The 25,732-nt window shown below is 62.8% G+C and carries 25 protein-coding genes; 18 read left to right on the top strand and 7 right to left on the bottom strand.

What is annotated here, in order from left to right; translation table 11 throughout:
• Nucleotides 1-22: 22 nt before the first annotated feature.
• Nucleotides 23-1,162 (top strand): ABC transporter ATP-binding protein, encoded by a 1,140-nt coding sequence (locus tag ACH9L7_RS03580; protein WP_396612372.1) that lies wholly within the window; start codon nucleotides 23-25, stop codon nucleotides 1,160-1,162.
• 84 nt (nucleotides 1,163-1,246) lie between these two features.
• On the opposite strand, the gene ACH9L7_RS03575 is transcribed toward ACH9L7_RS03580, so the two are convergent.
• Nucleotides 1,247-1,510, bottom strand: coding sequence for a BolA family protein (locus tag ACH9L7_RS03575; RefSeq protein ID WP_396612371.1), 264 nt, complete (start codon nucleotides 1,508-1,510; stop codon nucleotides 1,247-1,249).
• Between the two features lie 290 nt (nucleotides 1,511-1,800).
• On the opposite strand from ACH9L7_RS03575, the gene ACH9L7_RS03570 reads away from it, so the two are divergent.
• Both ACH9L7_RS03570 and ACH9L7_RS03565 read left to right on the top strand, forming a co-directional pair.
• Nucleotides 1,801-4,146, top strand: coding sequence for a methyl-accepting chemotaxis protein (locus ACH9L7_RS03570; protein WP_396612370.1), 2,346 nt, complete (start codon nucleotides 1,801-1,803; stop codon nucleotides 4,144-4,146).
• A 72-nt stretch (nucleotides 4,147-4,218) separates the two neighbouring features.
• On the top strand, nucleotides 4,219-4,650 hold the full coding sequence (locus tag ACH9L7_RS03565) for a hypothetical protein (RefSeq protein ID WP_396612369.1): 432 nt from the start codon (nucleotides 4,219-4,221) through the stop codon (nucleotides 4,648-4,650).
• Between the two features lie 51 nt (nucleotides 4,651-4,701).
• On the opposite strand, the gene ACH9L7_RS03560 is transcribed toward ACH9L7_RS03565, so the two are convergent.
• A complete protein-coding gene (locus tag ACH9L7_RS03560; RefSeq protein WP_396612368.1) occupies nucleotides 4,702-5,025 on the bottom strand; it encodes a hypothetical protein in 324 nt (107 codons plus the stop codon).
• Nucleotides 5,026-5,204: 179 nt separating this feature from the next.
• Between ACH9L7_RS03560 and ACH9L7_RS03555 the strand changes: the two genes are divergently transcribed.
• The 4 genes from ACH9L7_RS03555 (at nucleotide 5,205) to ACH9L7_RS03540 (ending at nucleotide 9,499) form a co-directional block, all read left to right on the top strand.
• The gene (locus ACH9L7_RS03555; protein ID WP_396612367.1) at nucleotides 5,205-6,215 is read left to right on the top strand and encodes a hypothetical protein; all 1,011 of its coding nucleotides are present in this window, start codon (nucleotides 5,205-5,207) and stop codon (nucleotides 6,213-6,215) included.
• Nucleotides 6,216-6,295: 80 nt separating this feature from the next.
• Nucleotides 6,296-7,216, top strand: a complete 921-nt coding sequence (locus tag ACH9L7_RS03550; RefSeq protein ID WP_396612366.1) for an A/G-specific adenine glycosylase — start codon at nucleotides 6,296-6,298, stop codon at nucleotides 7,214-7,216.
• A 162-nt stretch (nucleotides 7,217-7,378) separates the two neighbouring features.
• The gene (locus ACH9L7_RS03545) at nucleotides 7,379-8,845 is read left to right on the top strand and encodes a PAS domain-containing protein (RefSeq protein ID WP_396612365.1); all 1,467 of its coding nucleotides are present in this window, start codon (nucleotides 7,379-7,381) and stop codon (nucleotides 8,843-8,845) included.
• Between the two features lie 159 nt (nucleotides 8,846-9,004).
• Nucleotides 9,005-9,499 (top strand): hypothetical protein, encoded by a 495-nt coding sequence (locus tag ACH9L7_RS03540; RefSeq protein WP_396612364.1) that lies wholly within the window; start codon nucleotides 9,005-9,007, stop codon nucleotides 9,497-9,499.
• Nucleotides 9,500-9,519: 20 nt separating this feature from the next.
• On the opposite strand, the gene ACH9L7_RS03535 is transcribed toward ACH9L7_RS03540, so the two are convergent.
• Nucleotides 9,520-9,861 carry a DsrE family protein gene (locus tag ACH9L7_RS03535; protein ID WP_396612363.1) on the bottom strand — a complete coding sequence of 114 codons (342 nt, stop codon included), beginning with the start codon at nucleotides 9,859-9,861 and terminating at the stop codon, nucleotides 9,520-9,522.
• A gap of 98 nt (nucleotides 9,862-9,959) precedes the next feature.
• Between ACH9L7_RS03535 and ACH9L7_RS03530 the strand changes: the two genes are divergently transcribed.
• Entirely contained in the window at nucleotides 9,960-10,541 is a 582-nt protein-coding gene (locus ACH9L7_RS03530) for an NADPH-dependent FMN reductase (protein WP_396612362.1), read from the top strand.
• Here ACH9L7_RS03530 and ACH9L7_RS03525 read toward each other — a convergent pair.
• Nucleotides 10,538-10,711, bottom strand: a complete 174-nt coding sequence (locus tag ACH9L7_RS03525) for a hypothetical protein (RefSeq protein ID WP_396612361.1) — start codon at nucleotides 10,709-10,711, stop codon at nucleotides 10,538-10,540. The two genes, ACH9L7_RS03530 and ACH9L7_RS03525, sit on opposite strands and share 4 nt — an antisense overlap.
• 33 nt (nucleotides 10,712-10,744) lie before the next feature.
• On the opposite strand from ACH9L7_RS03525, the gene ACH9L7_RS03520 reads away from it, so the two are divergent.
• The 5 genes from ACH9L7_RS03520 (at nucleotide 10,745) to ACH9L7_RS03500 (ending at nucleotide 16,400) form a co-directional block, all read left to right on the top strand.
• Complete coding sequence (locus ACH9L7_RS03520) at nucleotides 10,745-11,332, top strand: thymidine kinase (RefSeq protein WP_396612360.1); 588 nt, start codon at nucleotides 10,745-10,747, stop codon at nucleotides 11,330-11,332.
• 83 nt (nucleotides 11,333-11,415) lie between these two features.
• A complete protein-coding gene (locus ACH9L7_RS03515) occupies nucleotides 11,416-11,943 on the top strand; it encodes a YIP1 family protein (RefSeq protein ID WP_396613321.1) in 528 nt (175 codons plus the stop codon).
• Between the two features lie 101 nt (nucleotides 11,944-12,044).
• Nucleotides 12,045-14,216, top strand: a complete 2,172-nt coding sequence (locus ACH9L7_RS03510; protein ID WP_396612359.1) for an OB-fold nucleic acid binding domain-containing protein — start codon at nucleotides 12,045-12,047, stop codon at nucleotides 14,214-14,216.
• A gap of 132 nt (nucleotides 14,217-14,348) precedes the next feature.
• On the top strand, nucleotides 14,349-16,007 hold the full coding sequence (locus ACH9L7_RS03505; protein ID WP_396612358.1) for a tRNA uridine(34) 5-carboxymethylaminomethyl modification radical SAM/GNAT enzyme Elp3: 1,659 nt from the start codon (nucleotides 14,349-14,351) through the stop codon (nucleotides 16,005-16,007).
• A gap of 207 nt (nucleotides 16,008-16,214) precedes the next feature.
• Nucleotides 16,215-16,400, top strand: coding sequence for a hypothetical protein (locus tag ACH9L7_RS03500; protein WP_396612357.1), 186 nt, complete (start codon nucleotides 16,215-16,217; stop codon nucleotides 16,398-16,400).
• 129 nt (nucleotides 16,401-16,529) lie between these two features.
• On the opposite strand, the gene ACH9L7_RS03495 is transcribed toward ACH9L7_RS03500, so the two are convergent.
• The gene (locus ACH9L7_RS03495; protein WP_396612356.1) at nucleotides 16,530-16,964 is read right to left on the bottom strand and encodes an ester cyclase; all 435 of its coding nucleotides are present in this window, start codon (nucleotides 16,962-16,964) and stop codon (nucleotides 16,530-16,532) included.
• 322 nt (nucleotides 16,965-17,286) lie between these two features.
• On the opposite strand from ACH9L7_RS03495, the gene ACH9L7_RS03490 reads away from it, so the two are divergent.
• Nucleotides 17,287-18,525 (top strand): mechanosensitive ion channel family protein, encoded by a 1,239-nt coding sequence (locus ACH9L7_RS03490; RefSeq protein WP_396612355.1) that lies wholly within the window; start codon nucleotides 17,287-17,289, stop codon nucleotides 18,523-18,525.
• A gap of 28 nt (nucleotides 18,526-18,553) precedes the next feature.
• On the opposite strand, the gene ACH9L7_RS03485 is transcribed toward ACH9L7_RS03490, so the two are convergent.
• Together ACH9L7_RS03485 and ACH9L7_RS03480 are read right to left on the bottom strand one after the other, a co-directional pair.
• Nucleotides 18,554-20,065 (bottom strand): methyl-accepting chemotaxis protein, encoded by a 1,512-nt coding sequence (locus tag ACH9L7_RS03485; protein ID WP_396612354.1) that lies wholly within the window; start codon nucleotides 20,063-20,065, stop codon nucleotides 18,554-18,556.
• A gap of 102 nt (nucleotides 20,066-20,167) precedes the next feature.
• Entirely contained in the window at nucleotides 20,168-20,611 is a 444-nt protein-coding gene (locus ACH9L7_RS03480; RefSeq protein WP_396612353.1) for a GNAT family N-acetyltransferase, read from the bottom strand.
• A gap of 134 nt (nucleotides 20,612-20,745) precedes the next feature.
• Here ACH9L7_RS03480 and rqcH point away from each other — a divergent pair, with 134 nt between their 5' ends.
• The 4 genes from rqcH to ACH9L7_RS03460 all read left to right on the top strand — a co-directional run bounded on the left by rqcH (nucleotide 20,746) and on the right by ACH9L7_RS03460 (nucleotide 25,705).
• The gene (rqcH, locus tag ACH9L7_RS03475) at nucleotides 20,746-22,851 is read left to right on the top strand and encodes a ribosome rescue protein RqcH (RefSeq protein WP_396612352.1); all 2,106 of its coding nucleotides are present in this window, start codon (nucleotides 20,746-20,748) and stop codon (nucleotides 22,849-22,851) included.
• A gap of 195 nt (nucleotides 22,852-23,046) precedes the next feature.
• The gene (locus tag ACH9L7_RS03470) at nucleotides 23,047-23,757 is read left to right on the top strand and encodes a DUF4013 domain-containing protein (RefSeq protein WP_396612351.1); all 711 of its coding nucleotides are present in this window, start codon (nucleotides 23,047-23,049) and stop codon (nucleotides 23,755-23,757) included.
• A gap of 66 nt (nucleotides 23,758-23,823) precedes the next feature.
• Entirely contained in the window at nucleotides 23,824-24,513 is a 690-nt protein-coding gene (locus tag ACH9L7_RS03465) for a DUF4013 domain-containing protein (protein ID WP_396612350.1), read from the top strand.
• A 121-nt stretch (nucleotides 24,514-24,634) separates the two neighbouring features.
• On the top strand, nucleotides 24,635-25,705 hold the full coding sequence (locus tag ACH9L7_RS03460) for an mRNA surveillance protein pelota (RefSeq protein WP_396612349.1): 1,071 nt from the start codon (nucleotides 24,635-24,637) through the stop codon (nucleotides 25,703-25,705).
• Nucleotides 25,706-25,732: the final 27 nt, after the last annotated feature.

Raw genomic sequence — 25,732 nt, 5'->3', positions numbered from 1 at the left:
ATAACGACACCCACACAGACCCATGGCTGAACTCACACTCGACCACGTATCGAAGTTCTTCGACGACGACGGCTCGAAGGTCGTCGCCGTCGACGACGCCTCGATGACCATCGACGACGGCGAATTCCTTGTCCTCGTCGGTCCATCGGGGTGTGGTAAATCGACCACGCTCCGGATGATTGCCGGATTAGAGACTGTCTCCGAGGGACAGATTCGCCTCGGCGACGACCGGATGGACAACAAACCGCCCCGCGACCGGAACATCGCGATGGTGTTCCAGTCGTACGCGCTCTACCCGCACATGACGGTCCGGGGCAACATGCGCTTCGGCCTCGAAGAATCGACCGACATGGCCGACGGGGAAATCGACTCACTCGTCGAAGAGACTGCCGAGATGCTCGGCATCGACGACCTGCTCGGCCGAAAACCCGGCGAACTCTCCGGCGGCCAGCAACAGCGTGTCGCCCTCGGCCGCGCCATCGTCCGTGACCCAGAAGTGTTCCTGATGGACGAACCGCTGTCGAACCTCGACGCGAAACTCCGCTCGCAGATGCGGACGGAACTCCAGCGCCTCCAAGAGGACCTCGGCGTCACCACCGTCTACGTCACTCACGACCAGACGGAGGCGATGACGATGGGCGACCGCATCGCCATCCTCAACGACGGCGAACTCCAGCAGGTCGCCACGCCGCTGGAAGCCTACCACCGCCCGGCGAACCGTTTCGTCGCGGGATTCATCGGCGAACCGTCGATGAACTTCTTCGAGATGGATGTCGAAGGCGACGCCCTCGTCGGCGACTCGTTTACCTACTCGCTTTCGGCCGAGTCGCAGGCGTCTGTGTCGGGGTCCAACCGGGTGACGCTCGGGATTCGCCCCGAGGACGTAGAACTCGTCGCCGACGGCAGCGCCGACCACACCTACGAGACGACCGTGGACGTCGTCGAACCGATGGGCAACGAAAACGCCGTCTACCTCGACTTCGGCGACCACGTACGGTTCGTCGCCACCGTCGGTGGGATGCGTCGCGTCGAAGCGGGTGAGACGGTCTACGCCCGCATCCCCGAAGATGCTGTCCACCTGTTCGACACGACGAGCGGCGACGCGCTGCAAAACCGGTCGCTCGAGGCTGCCGAGTTAGCAGAACCTGAACCGCAGGTCTAAGACAGGTCGAATTCGCCTCCGCGTCTTCGTATTTTTCTACTCGTCTACTGCGCCAGCGCCTCGTCTACTCTTCTAGCGCCTCGTCTACTCTTCTAGCGCCTCGTACTCCTCCGGCGTGTAGGTCTTCAGTTCCATGGCGTGGATGTCCGTCGTCATGTGGTCGCCGAGCGCGTCGTAGACGAGTTGGTGCTGCTGGACCAGCGACTTCCCCTCGAAGGCCGGGGAGACGACGACGGCGGCGTAGTGGTCGTCCTCGTGGTTCTCGTCGTAACTCCGCGGGCGCGAGACGGTCGCGTCGGCGTCTTCGATGTTCGACTCGATGAGTTCCTCGATGTCTGCGATATCCATACGCGTATTCGGGGCGGGCGATGGCAAAAAGCGTCCGGGAACGACGACATCCCGTCGGGTCCGTTCGCTTCGCTCACTCCCCCGACGACTTCCCACTCGCTTCGCTCGTGGGAACCCCGCTGAGTGGTCACAGCACCGTGAACGGACCACACCATGTTTGTTTAGTCATTCTCAATATGAGAAAAGAGAGTACGTGTTCCGAGACGTCCTATTGACCGATATAGTGTGCTATTTTCGTTTTTAATAATCACGTCCGGACACTTATCGCGGCGACCCGGTTGCATCTTATCATGCGACTCTCACGTCAATTGGACCGACTGTTGCCCTCGACAGTCCGGGACAGTTTTCTGCGGAAACTCGCCCTCGGGTTCGCGGTGACGGTGCTCGTCGTCGCCGTCGCGGGCGGGGGAACATATCTCGCTGTTTCCGAGGAACTGACCGAAAGTAGACAGGCTGAACTGGAGGCGACGGCCGGCCAGCAGGCCGAACAAACCGAGAGTTGGTTCCGCGAGCGCGCGCAGTCGGCGCGGATGCTCTCGCAGTACGAAATCCTCTGGACCGGCGACCCGGCGGAGATATCGCAGTTCTTCGTCGAAGAGCGCGAAAAACTCCCCGACGACGTACACGCGATTCACTTCGTCGACACCGAGACGAACACGGTTGTCGCCAGTTCGTCTGAGGTCCGCCGCGGCGGCAGCGCGATTCCGAACGACGTGGACTTCGTCACTGGGTCGCTGACCGTCGGGGACCACGACCCAACCGCGACGACCGAGGTGTACGAACGTCCCGGCACGCAACTCGTCTCGTTCGTGAGCGCCGTGCCGGGACTCGCGGACCGCGCAATCGTCGTCGAAGCCGATGTCACGGGTCTCACCAAGTCCTTCGAGACCCCCGCTGCGGGGAGTTTCACGTCGCTCGTCTCGACAAACGGGGCCGTCGAGGCCGGAACCGGTTCGCTCGCCGGTGACGAGTACCCGGCCTCCGGATTCGAGATTCTTGCGGCGGCCTTCGAAGGCGAACGCGGCGTGAAGACCGTCGCGGCAAACAGCGTCGTCGACGAAGAGCACCTCGTCGCCTACGCCCCCGCAGGCGACCACATGGCCGTCCTCGTCCACGTCCCGACGGCCAGCGCGTACTCTCTCGGTCAGACCGTCGGACTCCTTGTCGCGGCGCTCGTCCTCGTTACGGTCGTCATGCTCGCCGCGTTGGGCGCACTAATCAACGCCAACACCGCCAAGCCGCTCGAACGCCTCTCGGGGCGGGTCGAGCGCCTGCGGAACGGCGACCTCGACGTTGACCTCCCGACGTGGCGAACCGACGAACTCGGGGACGTTGTCGACGGTCTCGACCAACTCCGGACCGACCTCGCCGAGCAACGCTCGGACGCCGAGGCCTACGGCGAGCGAATCGGCCGCGCCGCGGACGGCGACCTCTCGGTTCGCCTCCCGACCGATTCGACCAGTCAGGATATGCGCGTCGTCGCCGAGTCGTACAACGAGATGATGGACGCGGTCGAATCGACCGTCGAGTCGGTCGCCGAGTTCGGTGTCGAGGTGTCTGCCCGTAGCGACGAGGTGGCGCAGGCGACCGCCGAGGTTCGAGACGCCGCCGACCAGGTTGCCCGGTCGGTCGAACAAATCTCCGGCGGGGCCGAAGAACAGACCGACAATCTCGTCGCCCTCTCCGGCGAGATGGACGAACTCTCCGCGTCGGTCGAACAGGTCGCGGCCTCGGCGGGCGACCTCGCGGCGCTCTCGGCAGAAACCGCAGACCGAACCGAGAGCGGTATCGACGCCGCTTCCACCGCGCTCGACGGCATGGACGATATCCGCGACGAGACAGCCAAGACGGTCGAGGAGATAGAGGCCCTCGACGAGCGCCTCACGGAAATCGAGTCTATCTCCGACGTTATCTCCGGCATCGCCGAGCAGACGAACATCCTCGCGCTCAACGCCTCCATCGAGGCGGCACGAGCAGGCGAAGCGGGCGAAGGCTTCGCCGTCGTCTCCGAGGAGGTCAAGCAACTCGCCGAGGAGAGCCAAGAGTACGCCGCGACGATTGCAGAACTCGTCTCCGACCTCCAAGCGCAACGGGCCGTCGTCGTCGAGCGCATCGACGAGATGCGCGAGCGCGTGACCGACGAGTCCGAAGCGGTCGAAGCGGCGATTTCGTCGCTCGACGGCGTGGTCGACCGCGTCGAAGAGACACACCACAGTGTCGCCGAAATCGACCACGCGACGGACGAGCAGGCGGAGTCCGCACAGGAGGTGCTCGCGATGGCCGACGAAGTCGCCAGTATCGGCGAAGAAACCACAAGCGAGGCCGAAAGCGTCTCTGCGGCCGTCGAAGAACAGGCCGCCCGCTTGCAGGAGGTCGCGGGAGTTGCGACCGACCTCGTCGAGAGCGCGGCCGACCTCGACGACGCGCTCGCCCAGTTCGACGTGAGCGCGACAGGCGAGGAGATAGCACAGACAGGCGAGGATGCAGCGCAGGCGGCCACAGAACCCGCAGACACTGACTTGACTGAAGAACCCGGAGACTCTGAGTCCGAAGTCGCCGAAGACTCCGAGTCCGAAGCCACCGAAGACTCTGAGTCCGACGCTCCGGTCGATGCACCGGCGGCGGCGGACGACTGACCCTCCGTCTTCAATTCTCGTTTCCGTTCCTCCGTACGGAGGTTTTTATTGTATGCCGACTCAGCACGACCCGTGACGAACGGGACGACACCGCTCTCGGTGGCACTCCACGACGCCGAGCGCGTGCTAGCGGAGGAACACGACCGACTCATCACCGTCGTCGGGCAGTGCGCGGACGCGGTCGCCACCGAGTGGGACGGGGACTCGGTGACGGACCGCGACAGCGTCGTACCGCCGTTTGCGCGGGCGCTCGACGGGTCGGGCGCACTGTCGAGGCTCCCGCGCGCTCTCGCGGACGCGGTGACAGCGACGGGACGACCGATGCCAGCACCGCCGGTCGCCGCCCCGCCGTACGTGGTCGTGACTGGCGAGGGCGTCGTGTTGCGGGCGACGGTCGGCGACGAACGACTGGTGATTCGTCTGCGGACCTTCGACATCGTCCCCGGCGGGACGAAACGCTATGTCAGGAGAGACGGCGTGTCGGTCGAACTCGAAGCGCGATAAGGTGCGGGCACTCGTCGTCAGTCGGACGTCTCGCGGGCGACGCCCACGGAGTCACATCTGGTAGCGGCGCACGTCGTCCCGCGGCGGGGCCTGCGACTGGCCGGTCATCTCCTCGTAGGTCATCCCCGAGAGGTACTCGTCGTAGGTCACGTCGTAGCCCTGTCGGAGGTGGAAATCCAGTTGCCCGCGGTCGAGCGACGACTGAAAGAGGACGTGAATCGCTCGCCGGACGAGTTCGTCTGTGTCCTCGGGTTCGAACAGCGCGGCGAGCATGGCGAGTTCGTGTCGCGTCTCGCGGTCCAGCGACACGTCGAGGTCGCTACCGAGGTCGCTGTACGCCGCTTGCACGTCGTCGGAGAGTTCGTCGAGGGTCATCGCCCGAGCATGGGGTAGTCACGGGCATACGACTTTCGACCGAGGTGACGGTGACGCGACACGCTGGTCGAGGACGAATTTGGTAGAGAGTCGAAAGAGAATATGTCGTGAATTAATCCGGAGTGTGGTCAGATGTTAAAAAAGTAATATCCCCGGACGACGGCTCCTTTCAGCCGACGATGTCAACCCACAGTACACGGCGACGATTCCTCGTCGCAGCAGGCGTGGCCGGAACGACCCTTCTCGCAGGGTGTACCGGAACCACGGGCGGCGACGGCGACTCGATGGACGACGAAACGACGACCGAACCGACGACGAAGACCACGGCAGGGATGGGTCCAGACGCCATGGCGACTGACCCGGCGTCGGCACCGCGGGCGACGATAGACCGCTTCAGCGAGGCTGCCGGGACGTTGATGGTCCGAACCGACGAAAACGGCCTCCCCGGTCCTGACGAGGCGGTCGATTTCGACCAGGTACCCTTCATTACGCAGGGCCTCGGTCCCGATGGGTCGGTCGTCCGCTACTACAACTTCGACGTCCAGTCAACCACACCGGCACCCATCTACGTGCTCTTCCGGGAGGGCGAGGACACGCCCGTCTCCGGACAACTCAACGTCATCGACGCGATTCCCGGCGACGAGGGCTACAACGACTTCTGGCAGGTCCACAAGGTGACGGTACCCGAAGACTACGTGGCCAACAGCGTGACCAGTCTGGCGGACATCGGCGACGCCGGATACGAGATGGAGGCGACTGACATGCTGGTGAACTGTCCGGTCGTCCCTGATGGCTCCACGGCGTCCATGCGCTACGGCGACGGCGATGCGGGGCTCGTCGAGGGCTGGTACAAGGATAAGGTCGTGTCCTACTTCCAGTTCACCGAAGCCCCACTCACGGTACGTGGCGACAGCGTGCCCCTCTCGCCGATTTACGTCGCGTTCAACGTGAACCCCGGCGAAGACGGCGGCGGTCCGCCGTCGGGATTCATGACCGAGGAGGGAAGCGACCAGACCCACAACGTCGTGGCGACAGTGCCCGGCGACGATGGCTACTCCCCGCTTTGGCTCGTGAACATCTACGACAACGCCGACTTCGACGGCGTCTCGGACCTCGACTCGGCAACCGACGCGGAGCAACTCGCGTCCGGTGCAGCGATGGTCAACTGCCCACTCGTCTTTGCGGAGTGAGCGTCGCGTTCGACCGGTGTGGTTCGTCTCGCCCACCCGGCATCGCCACGGCTAAACGCACCCCGTTCTAAGCCGGGGCGATGAGCGACGAGGAGTCTGGTCTCCCCCCGGACCTCGACCGAGAGGCGGTCCGCACGGCGCTGGTCGAGTGGTACGAAGACGACCACCGCGACTTCCCGTGGCGGCAGACCGACGACGCCTACGAGATTCTCGTCTCGGAGGTGATGAGCCAGCAGACCCAACTCGGGCGCGTCGTCGATGCGTGGCACGCGTTCCTCGACGAGTGGCCGACGGTGCAGGACCTCGCGTCGGCCGACCGCGCCGACGTGGTCGCCTTCTGGACGAGCCATAGCCTCGGCTACAACAACCGCGCGAAGTACCTCCACGAGGCGGCGAGACAGGTCGTCGAAGACTACGGCGGTTCATTCCCCCAGTCGCCCGACGAACTCTCGGAACTCATGGGCGTCGGGCCGTACACCGCCAATGCGGTCGCCTCGTTCGCGTTCAACAACGGCGACGCTGTCGTCGATACCAACGTCAAGCGCGTCCTCCACCGCGCATTTGCGGTTCCTGACGACGACTCGGTGTTCGAAGATGCTGCGTCGGAACTGATGCCGGATGGGCAATCGCGCGTGTGGAACAACGCCATCATGGAATTGGGCGGCGTTGCCTGTGGAAAGACGCCGACGTGCGACGAATCAGGGTGTCCGTGGCGGCAGTTCTGCCACGCCTACGAGACGGGCGATTTCACCGCGCCCGACGTCCCGACGCAACCGAGTTTCGAGGGGAGCAGGCGACAGTTCCGCGGGCGAGTCGTTCGAACCCTCAGCACCTACGACGAACTGACGCTCGATTCACTCGGGCCGCGCGTCCGGGTCGATTACGCACCCGACGGCGAATACGGACGGGAGTGGCTTCGGGGATTGCTCTCCGACCTCGCCGACGATGGCCTCGTCGATATCGACGAACGGGACGACGAACTCGTCGTCGCACTCCAGTAGCGACGGGAGTTCACTTTTGAGTCACGTGATGGGACCTCTTGGGGTCACAGAGACACAAGGAGGAAGCCAACGAGTTCACTCGTGGGAGGAAGCCGACACCCATCTAGACACCCAGCATACATGATGCTCAGATTGAATATCTTGTACTGATAGCTAGGTAATATGACTGGTTTTGGGGATGGGCTACTAGACAATCTCGGAACTGATGACCTCTCAATCGTGGAGTACGCCCTGCAGATTACTGATACAGTCATCTGGGTGTGGGATGTCGAGTCGGGCGCAGTCGTGTTGTACCCGCCGTCGCAGACCATCTTCGACGAAATCACGACCGTCTCCGAGTTTCTGAGTCAGGTCCACCCAGCGGACCAACAAGCGGTCACCAAGGCGTTGGAGGTCGCACTCGAAGAGACGGGCACCTACCTCACGAAATTTCGACTCGCGGGCGACGAAAACCGATGGATTACCGCCAAGGGCGTCGTCGAATACGACGAGTCGGGAGAACCCCTCCGATTGGTGGGCGTCGGAAAGGACACGAGCGAACGAATCCAGCACGAACGGGAGGTCACTCGTCTCGGCAGGCACATCGAAGAGACGGAGGCTGTCTCCGACATCGGTGGGTGGGAGTTGAACCTCGAGACGAACGAACTCCTGTGGACCGACGGGACGAAGCGAATACACGAGGTTCCGCCGGACTACGAACCGACGCTGGAGGACGCAGTCGAGTTCTACCACCCCGAAGATAGACATATTATCGAAGACGCAGTCCGTGCGTGTCGCGAGTACGGAGACCCGTACAACGTCGAACTCCGCCTGATTACTGCGGAGGGACGCGAACGGTGGGTCAACAGTCGAGGGGAACGAACCCGCCGGGGAGAGACCGAAACCCTCCGCGGCGTGGTTCGAGACATCACAGAGCAGAAGATTCGAGACCAGCGTCTCATGGTGCTGAATCGCGTCCTCAGACACAACATCCGAAACTCGCTCGGCGTCGTGATGGGGAACGCGGACTTACTCTCTGCGGACATCGACGCGCTCGAATGCATCGACGAAGCCCATCTGGAGACGGCCGATTTCTCGATAGCGACCACCCAGTCCAGAATCGAGAAGATTCGGCGAAACGCCGAACAGTTGGTCGAGTTGGCAGAACAGGCGCGCCGACTGAGTCGCATCCTCGAACGCGGGCAGAAGACGCACTACGTTGACGCCGCCGCGCTCGCAAAACGAGTTGCCACGAAGTTCGAAGACCAGCACCCGACCGTCTCGGTCCAGTCTGAGGGGCGCGACGCTGGCGTGTACGGCAACACGGAGGCGCTCGAATTAGCGCTCACCGAACTGCTGGAAAACGCGATACTCCACAATTCGGAGTCGTCTCCGACTATCGAAATTTCCGTCTCGAAACTGGAGAACGGACGTGTCGAGATTCGCGTGGCGGATACTGGCACAGGAATCCCCGAAGTAGAACAGAACGTGCTCAAACAGGGCGTCGAAGAACCGCTGATGCACGGGCACGGGATGGGTCTCTGGATGGTCAACTGGCTCTTGGTCAGACTCGGTGGGAGTGTCGCTATCGAAGACAACGACCCGCACGGGACCGTCGTCATACTCAAACTTCCCGCCGCGGCTAACTGAGACGCCGAACACCCAGACGACCCTGCAAACGCGACGTTTCGTCTTACGGGAGTATATTAGGTTCATCGTTGCTAACGTGCTGTTAACCCGGCGTTATCCCGCTATATGTCGGGTATTCGTGACATAACAATACGATATTGCAGACAACTGTAGCGCGCAATGCCACAGTTAACGAGGCGGTCGCTACTCCGGACGCTCGGGGTGAGCGGCGCAGTCGCTGCGGGTGCCGGACTCGGGTCTGCGCACCCCGAACACTCAGAGGTACGGAAACAACTGGCGGCGGTCAGACGGGCCACGAGTAAGTACCACGACGTCCAGACTGCGATTGACGACGGGTACGTACCGGAAGAACACTGTGTATCGAACCCAGCCGGAGACGGCGCGATGGGGTTCCACTATCCGAACTTCGAGCTCTTTTTCGAACCCGGCGTGGACCTCGAAAACCCCGAGGTGCTGGTGTACGAAAAACGAGGGGAAAATCTTCACCTCGTCGCGGTCGAATACGCGGCCCAGGAATCGTTCACACTCTTCGGTCAGGACGCACACCCGCCGAATGAGGTTCCGTTCTACACCCTCCACGCGTGGGTCTGGAAAGCGAACCCGAACGGCGTGTTCGCGGGCTTCAACCCGAATGTTCGGTGCCCGTCCGAGTAACCGTCGTCATCGCTCCCCTCTCACGGCACTTTTAGATACACGTCGCCTGCCGTTTGTCGCTTCGCGAGTTCGCCCACACCGGAGGGAACCACGACCACCTCATCGACGAGCGAACTCGGTTCGATGTCGCGGTTCTGGAGTGAGTTCCGACACGCACAACAGCGGACGCCGTCTTCGAGCAGGGCTTCGACCCTGTCGCGGACGGGTGCCCCCTCGACGAGCAGGTACACCGCGTCGCCGTTGGCGAGAAACGTGACTGCATCGGTCTCGACCGTCTCGTCGGCGAGGAGGTTTCGCGCGTTCGAGAGGGCATGTTTCCAGTCGTTGACATCGCCACTGGACACGTGAAAGGTGACGTTCATACGCCTCATTCGGCGGCCAGCATTCTTTCTGTTACGCCCGCGTGGCGCAGACGCCGAATCCCGACGCCGTTTTTACCCTCCCACTGTTGACACCCAGTATGGTCCAAACACACGTGGTCGCTATCGTCGGTAGTCTCCGAGACCACAGTTACACCCGCTTTGCCCTTCAGTACGCCCTCGACGGTGCCGAAGCGGCGGGCGCGACGACCGAACTCGTCGACCTCCGCGAGTTCGACCTGCCGCCGCTGAACGCCGACTTCGACGAGCAAGGCGACTCCGCCGAACTCATTCGAATCGTCGACGAGGCGGACGCCGTCCTCCTCGGGACGCCCGTCTACCACGGGTCGTATTCTGGCGTCCTCAAGAACGCGCTCGACTACTGCGGATTCGACGAATTCGGCGAGAAGACCGTCGGCGTCCTCGCCGTTGCTGGCGGGTCGTTCCCGGTCACGGCGCTCGAACACCTGCGGTCGGTCTGCCGCGCGCTGAACGCGTGGGTACTGCCGCATCAGGCCGCCGTTCCGCGCGTCTCTTCGGCGTTCGAGGGTGACGAACTCGTAGATGACGACCTGCGCAAGCGCATCGAGCGACTCGGCCGTGACGCGGTAAAATACGCGAACATCGAACCCGAACCGGCGACGTTCGAAAGTACCGAGAATGTCGGCGGCGACGACGACTAACGCTTCCGAGTCTCCGCGTCGGCAGGTGGTGTCTCCGCGTCGTCGGGCGGTGTCTCCGCGTCGTCGGGCGGTGTCTCCGCGTCGTCGGGTGGTGTCTCCACGTCGGCAGGTGACGTCCCCACGTCGTCGGTGAAACTCTCGACGCGGTGAGAGTCGGCGCAGATGAACAATCGTTTTGACCCTCCTCGTCTCCCTGTCGTAGTATGCACGCCATCACGCAAAGCGGGTGGATTGAGGTTATCTCCGGGTCCATGTTCTCGGGGAAGACGGAGGAGCTGCTCCGACGACTCCGTCGTGCGGAGATTGCCGGACAGGAAGTCGCCGTGTTCAAACCCGAACTCGACGACCGATATGGCGAGACGACTGTCGGGTCACACGTGGGGCGCTCGTGGGAGGCGAGCGTCGTTCCCTCGGAAGGCGACGGTATCTGGGAGATTCACGAGCAACTAAACGGCGAAGACGTGGTTGCCATCGACGAAGCGAACTTCTTCTCGACCGAGTTAGTCGACGTCTGCGAGCAGTTGGCCGCCGATGGCAAGCGCGTCCTCATCTCGGGGACTGACCAGACGTTCCGCGGCGAACCGTTCGAACCGCTGCCGCAACTGATGGCGCTCGCGGAGTACGTCGATAAACTGCAGGCAATCTGTAGCGTCTGCGGCGAACCCGCCTCGCGCAATCAGCGACTCATCGACGGCGACCCCGCTCACGCCGATGACCCGACCATCCTCGTCGGTGCCGAGGAGTCCTACGAGGCGCGGTGCCGGAACTGTCATACCCTCCGGCGGAACTAGAGGCTAGCGTGACTACTTGGGTCGAAGTCCCCGCCGAGGGGCGTGACAGAGGTGTCGTCGGTCTCCTCAACGCGTGGGTCGCCGTGGTCGCTCGCCCTCGGCAGTTCTTCGAGGACGGCGTCGCACCCGGTGACCAAGCGCCGGGTCTCGTTTTCGCAATCGCCGTCGCCCTCGTGTATCAGGGGCTTCAGTTCGTCTTCGTCCCGACGACGATTCCCGAACTCGGCGGCGGTGCGACCGTCTCGGCGCTCGTCGCGCTCCTCGTTATCGCGCTCTTCGTTGCCCCGCTCTTACTCCACCTCACGGCGGCGATTCAGACGGCGCTTCTCATCCCGCTTCTCTCCCGACGCGCCGGGGTGAGCGAGACGGTGCAGGTTATCGCCTACGCCGCGGCCCCCTGTGTGTTCGCTGGCGTCCCGGTTCCAGCGGTGCAAGCGGTGTGCGTCCTCTACGGTGCGGCACTCCTCGCGATTGGTATCAGTGTGGTACATCAAACGTCAATTTCGAAAGCACTCATCGCAACTGCCGTTCCTTCCGGTGTGGTCTTCGGATACGCCTTTGGAGGGTTTCGGGCGCTTACGGCGCTCGTCGAAGGGCTTCCCATCGCCTAAATTTTGGCACTATACCAGCGAAACAATCGGATACGCGCGTATGTATCTGTCCCGAGCGTTTTTCGACAATCGTTTTAGTAAGGGGTTGTTTGCTCAACGCAATGGATTGGATTACGCACGAGGAGGACGTCTGGTTCGACTTCCGGGGCAATAGCCCCCACCAGCTCGTCCCCGGTCGATTCTACAAAGGCACCGTTGACGGGTACGCCGACTTCGGTGTCTTCGTCGACCTCGCACCCAATGTCACTGGTTTACTGCACCGTAGCGAACTCGACCGCCGCCTCGAAACCCTCGAATGGGAACCCGGCGACGCAGTCTTCGTCCAAGTGAAGAACGTCCGCGACAACGGTAACGTCGACCTCGCGTGGTCGATTCGAGAGACCGAATCCGAGTTCCGCGGCGCTCGCATTCACGACCCCGACGGCGACGCCGACGGCCAGCCGGTCGAAAGCGAGAGCGAAGACAGCGGCCCGAAGCCCATCAAGAAGCGACCCCAGTCGGGCAACCGCACGCGACCGGTCGGCACCACACAGAGCACGTCAGAGCCTGAACGCACGTCCGCGCCCGAAGAATCCGACGATGCGTCCGCTCAGACCGACGCGGTCGACGAAGCACCGGTCGACGAAGCGCCAGTCGACGAAGCACCGGTTGACGAAGCGCCAGTCGACGAGGACGAGACGCCCACCGCGGCGGACGTCGTCGGCGACGTGGCGGCTACCGAGACTGCCGACCAAGAAGTCGTCACGGAAGCCGTCAAAGAAGCCGAAGAAGAACGCGAGCGCGCCACCCTCGCCGACATCGAGAACCACGTCGGCGAAGACGTTCGCGTCGAAGGCGAAATCGTCAGCGTCCGCCAGACCGGCGGTCCGACCGTCTTCGAACTCCGCGACGAGACGGCCGTCGCCGACTGCGCCGCCTTCGTCGAAGCGGGCGTCCGCGCCTACCCCGAAGTTGATGTCGGTGACTTCGTCCGCATCGACGGTGAGGTCGAACGCCGCCGCGGCGAACTCCAAATCGAGACCGAAGACCTCCGCGTCTTCGGCGACACCGAAGCCGACACCGTGAAGCAGCGCCTCGCAGACGCGCTCTCCGACGAGGCTCGCCCGGACGCCGTCGCACCGCTCGCGGCTCACGAACCGGTCGCTGCCGTTGGCAAGTCGCTTCTCGACGCCGCCGAAGCCATCCGTCGCGCCGTCCTCGAATCGCGCCCCATCGTCGTTCGTCACACGGCCACCGCAGACGGCTACGTCGCCGGTGCCGCCGTCGAGCGCGCCGTGCTCCCCCTCATCCGCTCGGAGCACCCGCGCGACGACGCCGAGTACCACTACTTCACCCGCCGTCCACTCGAAGAGGCCGTCTACGGTATGGACGCCGCGACGAACGACGTGTCGCGCATGCTCGAAGACCGCGACCGCCACGACGAAAAGCTCCCACTCGTGCTGCTCCTCGGTGCGGGTTCGACGACCGAATCCCTCGACGGACTCGGTCTCCTCGGCGTCTACGGTGCCGAGCGCGTCGTCGTCGACGCCGCGCCCGCCGACGACAAGGTCGCTGGCGAAGTGGACGTGCTCGTCAACCCCGCCCGCGAGGGCTCCGACGCGAACGACCTTTCGGTCGGCGCACTGGCCTCGACGCTCGCTGTCGCCGTCAACGAAGACGTTCGTGACGACGTGTCGCACCTCCCCGCGGTGAGCTACTGGGAGAACTGCCCGCAGCAGTACCTCGACCTCGCCGCTGACCACGGCTTCGACGCCGACCGCGTGCGCGAACTCCGCGAAGCAGTCGCCCTCGAAGCGTACTACCAGTCGTATCAGGACAAGCGCGAACTCATCGCCGACCTGCTCTTCGATGCCGACGAGGGCCTTGCCGGACACGTGTCCGAGCAGTTCCGCATCAAGCTCGAAGACGAAGTCGAGACGGCGCAGGCGAACATCGAGTCCCGTGAGGTCGACAGCATCTCCGCAGCCGTCCTCGACGCCGACGCCTACAGCCACCGGTTCGACTTCCCGCCGACGAGCCTCCTCGTCGACGAACTCCACCGTCGCAACCGCGAGGGTGACAAGTTCGTGACGGTCGTCCTCGGCACCGACGAACTCTACGTCCGCAGTACGAACCACCTTGACCTCCGCGCCGTCGTCGAGGCGGCCGCCGAGAAGGCACCCGCCGCCGGTCTCGCCGCCGCGGGTATCCGCGAAGGTCGCATCGAGTTCCTGACCGGCGCGCGTGACGAGGCGCTCGAAGCCGTCCTCGAAGCCGCTGCCGACCAGTTCTAAGCGTCAATCCAGACTCCTCCTCGTTCGTTCTCGACGGAGGACCGCGACTTCGACACTCGCGAGCGACACGCTTATCCACGAAACGACCCGATTCGCGCCCATGAGCCGTCACCACGTCGCCACCCGGGAGGTGTGTCCGTGAGCGCCGAGACCGAAACCGAGTCCGAGGCGTTCGACCGGACCTGCGAGGCGCTCGTCGAGCGCATCCTCGCGGGCGAAATCGACCGCGACGACCTCGAATCGGCCAAGCTTGACGCCTGTTCGGAACACTCCTCGCCGAAGGTGCCGAAGAACGCCGAGATTCTGCAATACGCCCCCGAGGACCGCCGCGAAGAGGTCAAAGAGGTCGTCCGCCGAAAGCCCGTCCGAACCGCCTCGGGCGTCTCGCCGGTCGCCATCATGACCTCGCCGCACATGTGCCCGCACGGGAAGTGTCTCTACTGTCCCGGCGGCCCGGCCAGCGAGTTCTCTTCGTCGCAGTCGTACACGGGCCACGAACCCGCGGCCGCGCGCGGCGTCCAGAACGACTACGACCCCTATGGACAGGTCACGCTTCGTCTCGAACAACTCCGGCACATCGGCCACCCGGTCGACAAGGTCGAACTCATCTTGATGGGCGGGACGATGACCGCCCGGAGCCACGACTATCAGGAGTGGTTCGTCAAGCGCGCGCTCGAAGCGATGAACGACTACGACCTCGACACGGAACCGCAACCCGCAGAGGGGCAGTCGTTCGCGCCCGACCCGGAGGATGTCGAATTCAAGTACGTCGAAGACGTTATCGCCGAAAACGAAACGGCCGACATCCGCAACATCGGGACGACGTTCGAGACGAAACCCGACTGGTGTGACCCCGAGCAAATCGACCGGATGCTCGATTTGGGTGCGACGAAGGTCGAAGTCGGCGTCCAGACGACCTACGAGCGCATCAACCGCGAGATGCACCGCGGCCACGGCGTGCAGGCATCTATCGACGCCAACCGTCGCCTGCGCGACTCGGCGTTCAAAGTCGGCTTCCACATGATGCCCGGCCAACCGGGAATGACGAAGGAGATGTGCATCGAGGACTTCCGCCAACTGTTCGAGAACTCGGACTGGCGGCCGGACTACCTCAAGATTTACCCGACGCTCGTCGTCCGCGACACCATCACCTACGACATGTGGCGGCGCGACGAGTACGAACCGCTGGACAACGAGGAGGCCGCCGAAGTCGTCTCCGAAGTCATGGGCATGATTCCGAAGTACACCCGTCTCCAGCGCGTCCAGCGCGACATCCCCGCGGACTTCATCGACGCGGGTGTCTGGAAGTCCAACCTCCGGCAACTGGCCGCACAGCGCGCCGAAGAAAAGGGTATCACCCCCCGAGACATCCGCGCCCGCGAGGTGGGGATGAACGAGGCCGACCCGGACCCAGAGCGCGTCGAACTCGACGTGATGACCTACGAGGTTGCGGGCGGGATGGAACACTTCATCTCGTTCGAAGACCCCGTCGAGGACCTCCTCATCGGCTTTTGTCGCCTGCGGTTCCCCGGCAACCCGGTTCGGCGCGAACTCCAGAACTCGGCGCTGGTCCGCGAACTCCACGTGTACGGGTCCGAGGTCGGAATCGGCGGCGAGGGCGACTGGCAGCACAAGGGCTACGGCCGCAAACTGCTCGCCCACGCCGAAGCACTCGCCCGCGACGGTGGCTTCGACAAGATTTCGGTCATCTCCGGTATCGGGGTGCGGCAGTACTACAAGCAGAAGCTTGGGTACTATCAGGACGGTCCCTACGTGTCGAAGCGGTTGTAGGGGGCGGCGGTTTTTTCCTCCAGGTTTTGCGGGACGAGCGAAGCGAGTCCCGGAAAAAGTGGGACTGGTCCGTACGTGTCGAAGCGGTTGTAGGGGGCGGCGGTTTTTTTCCTCCAGGTTTCCACCGGTAACGCCAGCACCAACTCCTCGACGTGCTATATCGTCTCCGCGAGCAACGTCACCACCGGCCTGAACGATTCCGCCGGCATGGGGCGCGACGAAATCCTCGTCACCCGTAACAGCAGGGTTCGTATCGCAGACAGCCACCTGAGCGATGTCTTCGTCAAGACAATCCTCGGCCCATCCGAAGTCCACGTCACGAACAACACCATCGACAGAGCCCGACTTGGCCACATTCCAGACGAGGACGATATCGGAGCCCAGTCCGACTGAGGTGAGCGGAATACACCTCTGACCCACTCCCACGGACCTTCTCGACCGCTACCACCGAGGGTCCGACTCGGGGAGTACGGCCCATGGGCCAGCCTTCCGATTTGCCGATGGGAAAAGTGTGGATTCGTGTTATCCGACGGGCTGTTCGGCGACGCCGAGTTGTTGCATCATGCCGAGCGTGTCGAACTGTACCCACCGTTCGACGATTTTTCCGTCCCGTAGCCGGAAGAACACGATTCCTTCGGTCTGGACCTGCTGTCCAGTTGCTTCGATACCCATGAAATTACCCTCGTGGGTCAGTCGTGACGAAACTCGTATGGCGACGGTATCGCCCTCAGCGACTATCTCTTCGATGGTGTTTTCATGTGTGGGAAACGCGGCACTAAGTCCCTCGAACGTTTGCTTGAGTGCCTCACGGCCTTGCGTCTCTCCAAACTCGGTGTGATCGACCATATCCTCGGCGACTAGCTCATCGATCAGCCCGATGTTTCCCTTGCCCGATACCTCGTCCATAAAGCGACGGACGGTTCGTTTGTTCACCTCACGAGTCGGTGTCGATGTCATTACGTCTCCTCAGGTGTAGCATTCTGCTCAACACGTCTCCTCACTAACGTCGCTGGAAAGCGGAACGCTGATGTCCCTAACGCTATGGACAATGTTAACCATTACCAAATGTCTCTATGTGCTGGGCTCCGCTGTCCCCCGAGGACCGAGACGTGCTTTGGCTTCACGTCCGTTGTGACAAGCCATTGCTGACCGAAGGGTTCAACAAAATTTCAAATCCTGTAACGTACTCTTAAACCGCTACCCACCGATTTGGCACTCGTTCTCACCACTGATTCTGCTCCGCCACGCTTTTCATTTTCTCGTCCAACAAAGCGGTACGATGGCCGAACCGCTGGGGGCGGGCACGGGGATAGTATCGTGGGTCGAGAGCCTTCGGTCGACGCTGGCGCAGTTCGTCTCGACCGAAGAGCGAATCGGCATCTCCGCGGCACTGGTGACACTCGCGTTGGGGTTGTCGCTGTACCTCGCGCCGCGACTCGTCTCGCGGGCGTCGACGGAGTTCCACAACCGAGTGCTCCAGCACCCGAAAGTCCCGGATGCGGTCCACGACGTTGCGTGGTTGTTCCCGGCGACAGTGCTGATTCGGACGCTGCAACTCACCATCTTCGTCGGTGTCGGACTGGCGCTGTTGCTCCTCTGGGGCTACGATTCGGTCGCAGTCACCGCCGCGGCCATCATTGCGATGGCCATCCCGAACATCGCCAAACTCGTGACGACGTTCGTCCTCCTCGCCGGTGCGTTCGTCGGCACAAACGTCCTCGAAGCCCAGCTCGACTCGTACGCCAATTCTGTCGACCACATCAACGCACACCAGCAGGGCATCGTCTTCCGCGTATTGCAGGTCGTCGTCCTGCTCGCAGTCGGGATGGCGTCCCTGACTGTCTGGCAGTTCAAAATCGGGGGTCTACTCGCCGGTGCTGGCTTCCTCGGTATCGTGGTCGGTATGGCCGCCCGCCAGACGCTCGGCGCGCTCATCGCGGGATTCGTCCTCATGTTTTCGCGTCCCTTCGAACTTGGTGACTGGGTGGAAATCGACGACGCCGAGGGCATCGTTACGGACATCACCATCATCAACACGCGCCTGAGCAACGCGGACGGCGAGACGGTGGTGTTCCCGAACGACCGCGTGACGAACGCGAAAATCACCAACCGGACGAAGCGCAACCGACTTCGCCTCAGACTGAACGTCGGCATCGACTACGAGACGGACATCGACCACGCGGAGACGGTGGCGAAGGAGGCGCTTTCTGACCTCCAGTTCGTCGAATCAGTGCCGGAACCGCAGGTGATGCCGACGACGTTCGGCGACTCGTCTATCGGGCTTCAGGTTCTCTTCTGGATAACGAACCCGTCGGCACCGCGGCGGATGCGCGCGAAAGCCGAAGTTCTCAGGAGTATTAAGACGGCGTTCGACCGCGAGGGAATCAAGATACCGTACCCGCAGCGGGAACTACTCGCTCGCGAGGAAGCGTCGGGCTTCAAAATTCGGGGCGAGGCTCCGAGGCCGGAGTCGGAACCGGTCGAATCGCCGTCGGCGTCGTCTCGCTCGAACGACTGACCGCGACTGACGACCGCGACTGACCGACTTACGACGCGTCGAATCGGTCGAGGTTCTGTGAGAGGGCGTCGGCCGCCGACCGTTGGTCGTCGGTCAGGTCGACGATGTCCTCGGAAATCTCGGTAATCTCTTCTGCACCACGGTTCACTTCTTCGAGCGTCGCGGTGACGGTTTCGACGGCGTCGGCCTGGTCGTCGCTGGCCCGCGAGAGTTCGGTGATTCCGTCGGTGGCTTCCGAAACGTCATGGGTCGCGTCGCTGAGCGAGTCGACCGTCTCGGACATCGCTTCGTCCGCTTCGAGAACGTCCTCGTGGGTCTCTTCGACGAGTTCGACCGTCTTCGTCGCACGCTCTTGGATGGCGGTGATTCTGTCGGCGATGCGTTCGGTGTGCGACTGCGTCTCGTCGGCGAGCGACTTTACCTCGCCAGCGACGACGGCGAAGCCTTCGCCCGCTTCGCCCGCGCGGGCCGCCTCGATGTTGGCGTTGAGCGCGAGGATGTTGGTACGGTCGGCGATATCGGAAATGACGGCCGCGACCTCCTCGATTTCGGCCATCTCGTCTTCGAGGTCCGCGACGGTGTCGACGAGGTTGTTACTTCGCTGTTTCACCTCGTCCGTGACTTCCTGGGTCTCCTTGGTCGATTCGAGCGACGACTCGATATTGTCGCGGGCACGGGACGACGCCTGTGCGACTTCCGTCGAACTCGCGGCGACTTCTTCCATCGTCGCGCTGAACGACTCCATCTCGTCGCGGACGGAGGCGAGTTCGGCCTGCTGTTCGTCCGTCTGCTTTGCGATTTCCTTCGCGGCGGACTCGGCGGTCGAGACGTTGGATGCGACTTCGCTGGCGTGCACGTCAACGTCGCCGACGAGACGCTCGAAGCGGTCGGCCATCTCGTTTACTTCGTCGAGGATGCGCAGCAGTTCGTCGTCGATGTGTCTCGCCTCGTCGAAGTCGAAGTCGACTCGCTTACTCAGGTTCCCGTCACCGAGTGCTTCGAGCGTGTCGGTCACCTCGGAGACGAGGCTCTGAAGCGCCCGTTGGCGCTGGAGTGCTTCGGTCTCGTCCTGAACCAGTTCGACGACCGCATCGAGGTTCCCCTCGCCGTCGAAGACCGGAATCGCCTTGAACGAGATGTGGACGGTTTCTCCGCCGGCGTTCGTCAACGTCCGCTCATCGACGTAGACGGGACCTGCGGGCGTCTCCTCACACACGACGTCGTACTCTTCGTCGGCACTCCGCGGGGATTCGTACACCTTCCCCGCGAGGGTCTTGGCCACGCCGTCGTCTTCGTACGTGACGAGTTCGGCGGCCTCTGGTTCCGTGAGTCCAATAACGTCCTCGCTCGGAATCTGGAACATGGCGGTCGCCGTCTGGTTCCACGCGGAGACGGTTCCGTCCCCGTCGAGGACGAACACCGGCATCGGAAGCGCATCGAGAAGTGACGGTTCGGCTGTGGTATCTGGGCCGCCATCACTGGCCTGTGATTTCGACCCCGAAACTGCTCCCACGACGAGTGACGAGAGCGCACTAAGCATGTTCGACACACGACCGACCGTGAGTATATATGTAGCTGCCTAATTATCAGATGTAATTTTGTGAAGTGTTACCTTATCAAGGTGTGTTTCGAAGTGACCTGTTCAGAGTTCTTTCAGCATCTTCACGTGCGGGATTCCGGCTTCGTCGAATACGTCGCTCGTCGTTTCGTAATCGAGCCGGTGGTAGAACCCCTCGGCAGAGGTCTGTCCGTGGAGGACGAGCCGTTCGAAGCCGCGGTTTTCAGCTTCGGTTTCGAGTGCGGCCATCAGTCGCCGCCCCCAGCCTTCGCCGCGAGCCGATTTGACGACGGCGACTCGTTCGACCTTTCCGACGCCGGGTTCTGATTCCCGGAGGCGTGCCGCACCGACTGGCTCGCCGTCTCGGTAGCCGACGAAGTGGACGGCATCCGAATCCGGTTCGTCGTACTCGTCCCACTCCAGCGACTCGTCCACATCCTGTTCGTCGACGAACACGGTCTGTCTGACGGCGAAGACATCCTCGCGTTCGTCGGCGGTGGTCACGACGCGAACTTCCGTTTCGGTCATACTCGGTGCTTCTTCGGGCGGCTACCTGACCGTTGCGGAGGAACACCAGTGACCTAGTCGAACAGCACGGACGACCCGTGGTCTTGACCTGCCGAAACGACATCCCTTTTCCTTCGCCGCGAAAAGGCCAGTCCATGGACCCGAAGCGGGAACTCACGAGCGTCGACCTCGCGGCCCTCGTCACCGAACTGAACCGGTACGAGGGTGCGAAAGTCGACAAGGCATACCTCTACGGGGACGACCTGCTTCGCCTCAAGATGCGGGACTTCGACCGCGGGCGACTCGAACTCCTCGTCGAGGTGGGCGATATCAAGCGGGCCCACCTCGCCGCACAGGAGCACGTCCCCGACGCACCCGGTCGACCGCCGAACTTCGCGATGATGCTGCGGAACCGCCTCAGCGGTGCCGACTTCGCGGGCGTCGAGCAGTACGACTTCGACCGCATTCTCACCTTCACGTTCGAACGCGGCGACGAGAACACGAAAATCGTCGTCGAACTGTTCGGACAGGGCAACATCTCCGTCCTCGACGAGACGGGCGAGGTCGTTCGCAGCCTTGAGACAGTTCGCCTCAAGTCGCGGACGGTCGCCCCCGGCGCGCAGTACGAGTATCCCGCCTCCCGACTCGACCCGCTTTCGGTCAGTCGCGACGCGCTCGGCCGCAACATGGAGCAGTCCGATACAGACATCGTTCGGACGCTCGCCACGCAACTCAACCTCGGTGGCCTCTACGCCGAAGAGCTGTGTACCCGCGCGGGTGTGGACAAGACGCTCGACATCGCCGACGCGACGGAAGACGACTACGACGCCGTCTTCGACGCCATCGTCGAACTCCGCGAACAGGTTCGCGCCGGTGAGTTCGACCCGCGCGTCTACCTCGACGACGACGACAACGTCGTGGACGTGACGCCGTTCCCACTTCGCGAACATCAAAACGAGGGCCTCGACGAGGAGGCCCACGACTCGTTCAACGAGGCACTCGACGAGTACTTCTTCCGCCTCGACCTGACCGCCGACGAGCAACCGGATGTCGGGTCGAACCGCCCCGACTTCGAGGCGCAAATCGCCAAACAGGAGCGCATCATCGAACAGCAAGAAGGTGCCATCGAGGGCTTCGACGAGCGGGCGGCCGCCGAACGCGAGCGCGCCGAACTCCTCTATGCGAACTACGATCTCGTCGACGACGTGCTCTCGACGGTTCGCAGTGCGCGCGAGGAGGGCGTCCCGTGGGACGACATCGCTGACAAACTCGAAGCCGGGGCCGAACAGGGCATTCCGGCCGCTGAGGCGGTCACGAACGTCGATGGTGCGGAAGGAACCGTCACCATCGACCTCGACGACTCCACTATCACCCTCGACGTGTCGATGGGTGTCGAGAAGAACGCCGACCGCCTCTACACCGAGGCCAAGCGCATTCAAGAGAAAAAAGAGGGCGCGCTCGCGGCCATCGAAGACACCCGCGAAGAACTGGAGGCGGTGAAACGCCGCCGCGACGAGTGGGAAGCCGACGACGACGAAGACGACGCGGAAGACGAGGAAGAAGAAGAGATAGAGTGGCTCTCGCTTCAGTCGGTCCCCGTTAAATCGACCGACCACTGGTACGAGCAGTTCCGCTGGTTCCACACCTCCGACGGCTATCTCGTCGTCGGCGGGCGCAACGCGGACCAAAACGAAGCGCTCGTCAAGAAGTACATGGACAAGCACGACCGGTTCTTCCACACGCAGGCGCGTGGGGGGCCGGTCACCCTCCTGAAGGCGACGGGACCGAGCGAACCCGCAAAAGAGGTCGACTTCCCCGAGTCGTCGCTACAGGAAGCCGCGCAGTTCGCCGTTTCGTACTCCTCTATCTGGAAAGACGGCCGCTTCGCCGACGACGCCTACATGGTCGAACCCTCGCAGGTGTCGAAGACGCCCGAATCGGGCGAGTACATCGAAAAGGGGAGTTTCGTCATTCGCGGCGACCGAACCTACTTCAACGACGTTGCGGCCGAAGTCGCCGTCGGCATCCAGTGCGAACCCGAGACGCGGGTCATCGGTGGCCCGCCGTCGGCTATCGAGACGCGTGCGGAAACAACGCTCACGCTCAAGCCGGGGCAGTACGCCCAAAATGACGCCGCAAAGCTGTGCTACCGGCGTCTCCGCGAACACTTCGCAGACACATCGTTTGTCAGGAAAGTCGCGTCACCGGACCTCATTCAGGAGTTCCTGCCACCCGGTGGGAGCGACATTGTCAGCGAGTGAGAATAGCGCTGGCTGTCGAAAGCGCACCCTCGTTCCGTCATAACTGTCAATTATTCGTTGAAATCAGGTACAATATTATATACTTTCTCGCCGTAAGGTTCTCCCGAGCGCGTGCGATAGCCCACCGAAAACGGCCGGCCGAGTCCGGTCATGCAGTCGGTATCGGGCGGGTGAAGGCGGCGCTTGGTGATACCGATGCTTTCAGAATCCATCAATTATCCCCGAAACGACGAGGACTGGGTCAAAACAGTCCTTATCGGCGGGGTGCTCGGCCTGTTGAGCTTCCTCATCGTCCCGACGTTCATCGTCATCGGATACCTGTTGCGGGTCGTTCGTGCGACGATGCACGGAGACGAAGAACCGCCCGTATTTGACGACTGGGGTGACATGACGATAGACGGCCTGAAAGGGTTCGTCATCGCGTTCGTCTACGGGCTTATTCCCGCCATCATCGCCGGAGTCTTCGGCTTCGCGGGTATCATGGGCGCAGTCGCAGGAAACGGGTCGCAGACTGCAGGAATCTTCGGGGGCATCGTCGCCCTCGTCGGTCTCCTGCTCGCGCTCGTCCTCGGTCTGCTCGCCGCTTACATCATCCCGGCGGCGCTGTCGAACTACGCCGAGACCGACCGTCTCGGCGCGGCCTTCGACTTCGGGACGCTCCGACCCATCCTGATGTCCGGGAAGTACGCGACGGCGTGGCTCATGGCCTTCGCCGTGTTGTTCGCGTCGTCTATCCTCGTCGGCGTTCTCAACGTCATCCCGCTTCTCGGCTTCGTCGTCGGCGCGTTCGTGACGTTCTACGCCGCGGTGGCCGCCTACTACATCATCGGCACGACGTGGGGCGAACTCCACGACGTCGAGATGATGGAAGAAGGCGACATGCCGGGCGAACAACCAGCCGTCTAAACCGCCGTTCCGACTTTCTTTCGCGGCGGAATATCTAAGCCGATAGCGGAACGACCCCACGTCGTCATGCTCTCTGATGCACTCGGTTTCGTAAAACGAAGCGACGACTGGGTCGCAACGACTATCATTGGTGGTGTACTCTCACTCCTCTCAATTCTCATCATCCCCGCGTTCATCCTGCAAGGGTATTACGTCAGGGCCATGCAGGCGGCCGCCAGCGGTGACGAGTCTGCGCCCTCGTTCACCGACTGGGGTGGATTGCTCGTCGATGGCCTGAAGCTACTCGTCGTGATGTTCGGCTGGTCGCTTCTCATCGTCGTCCCCATGTTCCTTTTTTCCATCGTCATGGGTGTCGGGTCGACCTTCGTGTCGCAGGCCGCGTCTGCCCCCGGCGCAGCACCGAGCACAGCAGGAAGCCTCGGATTCGGCATCCTCGGAATGGTCGGGATGCTGCTCGTCTTCGGCCTTTCTCTCGTCGTCGGGTATCTCGCTCCGGCAGCGAGTGCGAACTTCGCTATCAACGGTACCCTCGGCGCTGGATTCGACATTCGGACGATTCTCAGCGGTGCCCTCACGGGCGAGTACGCCATCGCGTGGCTGCTCGCCGTCATCGTCGCTGTCGTCCTCGGGACTATCGGCAGCCTCCTCACGATTATCCTCGTCGGTATCTTCGTAATGTTCTACGTGCAGGTCACGACCTACTACCTCTTCGCGCGAGGGTTCGCGGACGGTGTCGGCACCCAGTCGAACTGGTAACGTCGGCACCCGGTCGAACTGGTAACGTCGGCACCCAGTCGAACTGGTAACGTCGGCACCCGGTCGAACTGGTAATCTGCGATAGCAGGACTCTTTTCCGTTCCGCGCCGACGCGACGTATATGCGCATTTCGAGCCGCGGTCGGGGCGAAGAGGGGCGCGAGCGAATCACGCTCGTCCCCGAGAACGTCGACGACCTCTGGCACCTCTCGTACGTCCTCGAACCGGGCGATTTGGTCTCCGGCGACACGACCCGCCGAATCCAGCGCGCCGACGACCAGATGCGAGACACCGGCGGCGAGCGCGAACACATCCACGTGACCATCGAAGTCGAGGACATCGAGTTCGCACGCTTCGCGAACCGCCTCCGCGTCGGCGGCGTCATCGTCTCGTGTTCCCGCGAGGACCAACTCGGCCACCACCACACGCTCAACGTCGAGGAACGCGGCGAGATAACCATCGAGAAGCATTTCAAGGCCGACCAAATCGACCGCATCGAGACGGCCGAGGAAGCCGCCGAGAACCCCGACGTGGCCATCGCAACGGTCGAAGAGGGCGCGGCCTACATTCACACTGTCGCCCAGTACGGCACCGAGGAGTACGCCTCGCTCACCAAACCGACCGGGAAGGGCGAATACGCCCGCCCCCGCTCCGAGCTATTCGACGAACTCGGGTCGGCCCTCTCACACCTCGACGTAGATGCGATTATCCTCGCAGGGCCGGGCTTTACGAAGAACGACGCGATGGACTACTTCGAGAACAATTACTCCGAGGTCGCAGAGACCATCGTCACCACCGTCGACACTGCGGGCGTCGGCGACCGGGGCGTCCACGAAGTACTCAAACGCGGCGCTGTCGACGACGTGCAGAAGCAGACGCGAATCGCAGAGGAAGCCAACCTCATCGACGAGTTGATGGAGAACATCTCGACGGGTGCGAAAGCGGCGTACGGCGTCGACCAGGTCGCCGAAGCGGCCGACTTCGGGGCTATCGAACACCTGCTGCTTCTCGACTCGCGCCTCCGCGCGGAGCGACAGGGCGAAGGCGACTGGGATATCGACGTGAACGACATCATCGATTCGGTCGAGCAGAAAGGTGGCGAGGTGACGGTCTTCTCCGCCGAGTTCCAACCCGGCGAGCAACTGAGGAACCTCGGCGGCATCGCCGCGATTCTTCGGTACCGCCTCCAGTAACCCGAACGTTCCCCGGCCAGGTTTTCG

It is taken from the genome of Haloferax sp. S1W (assembly GCF_044593955.1).
Lineage (GTDB): Archaea > Halobacteriota > Halobacteria > Halobacteriales > Haloferacaceae > Haloferax.
The sequence above is the reverse complement of the archived record's forward strand: the minus strand, read 5'-3'. Positions and strand labels throughout refer to the sequence as shown.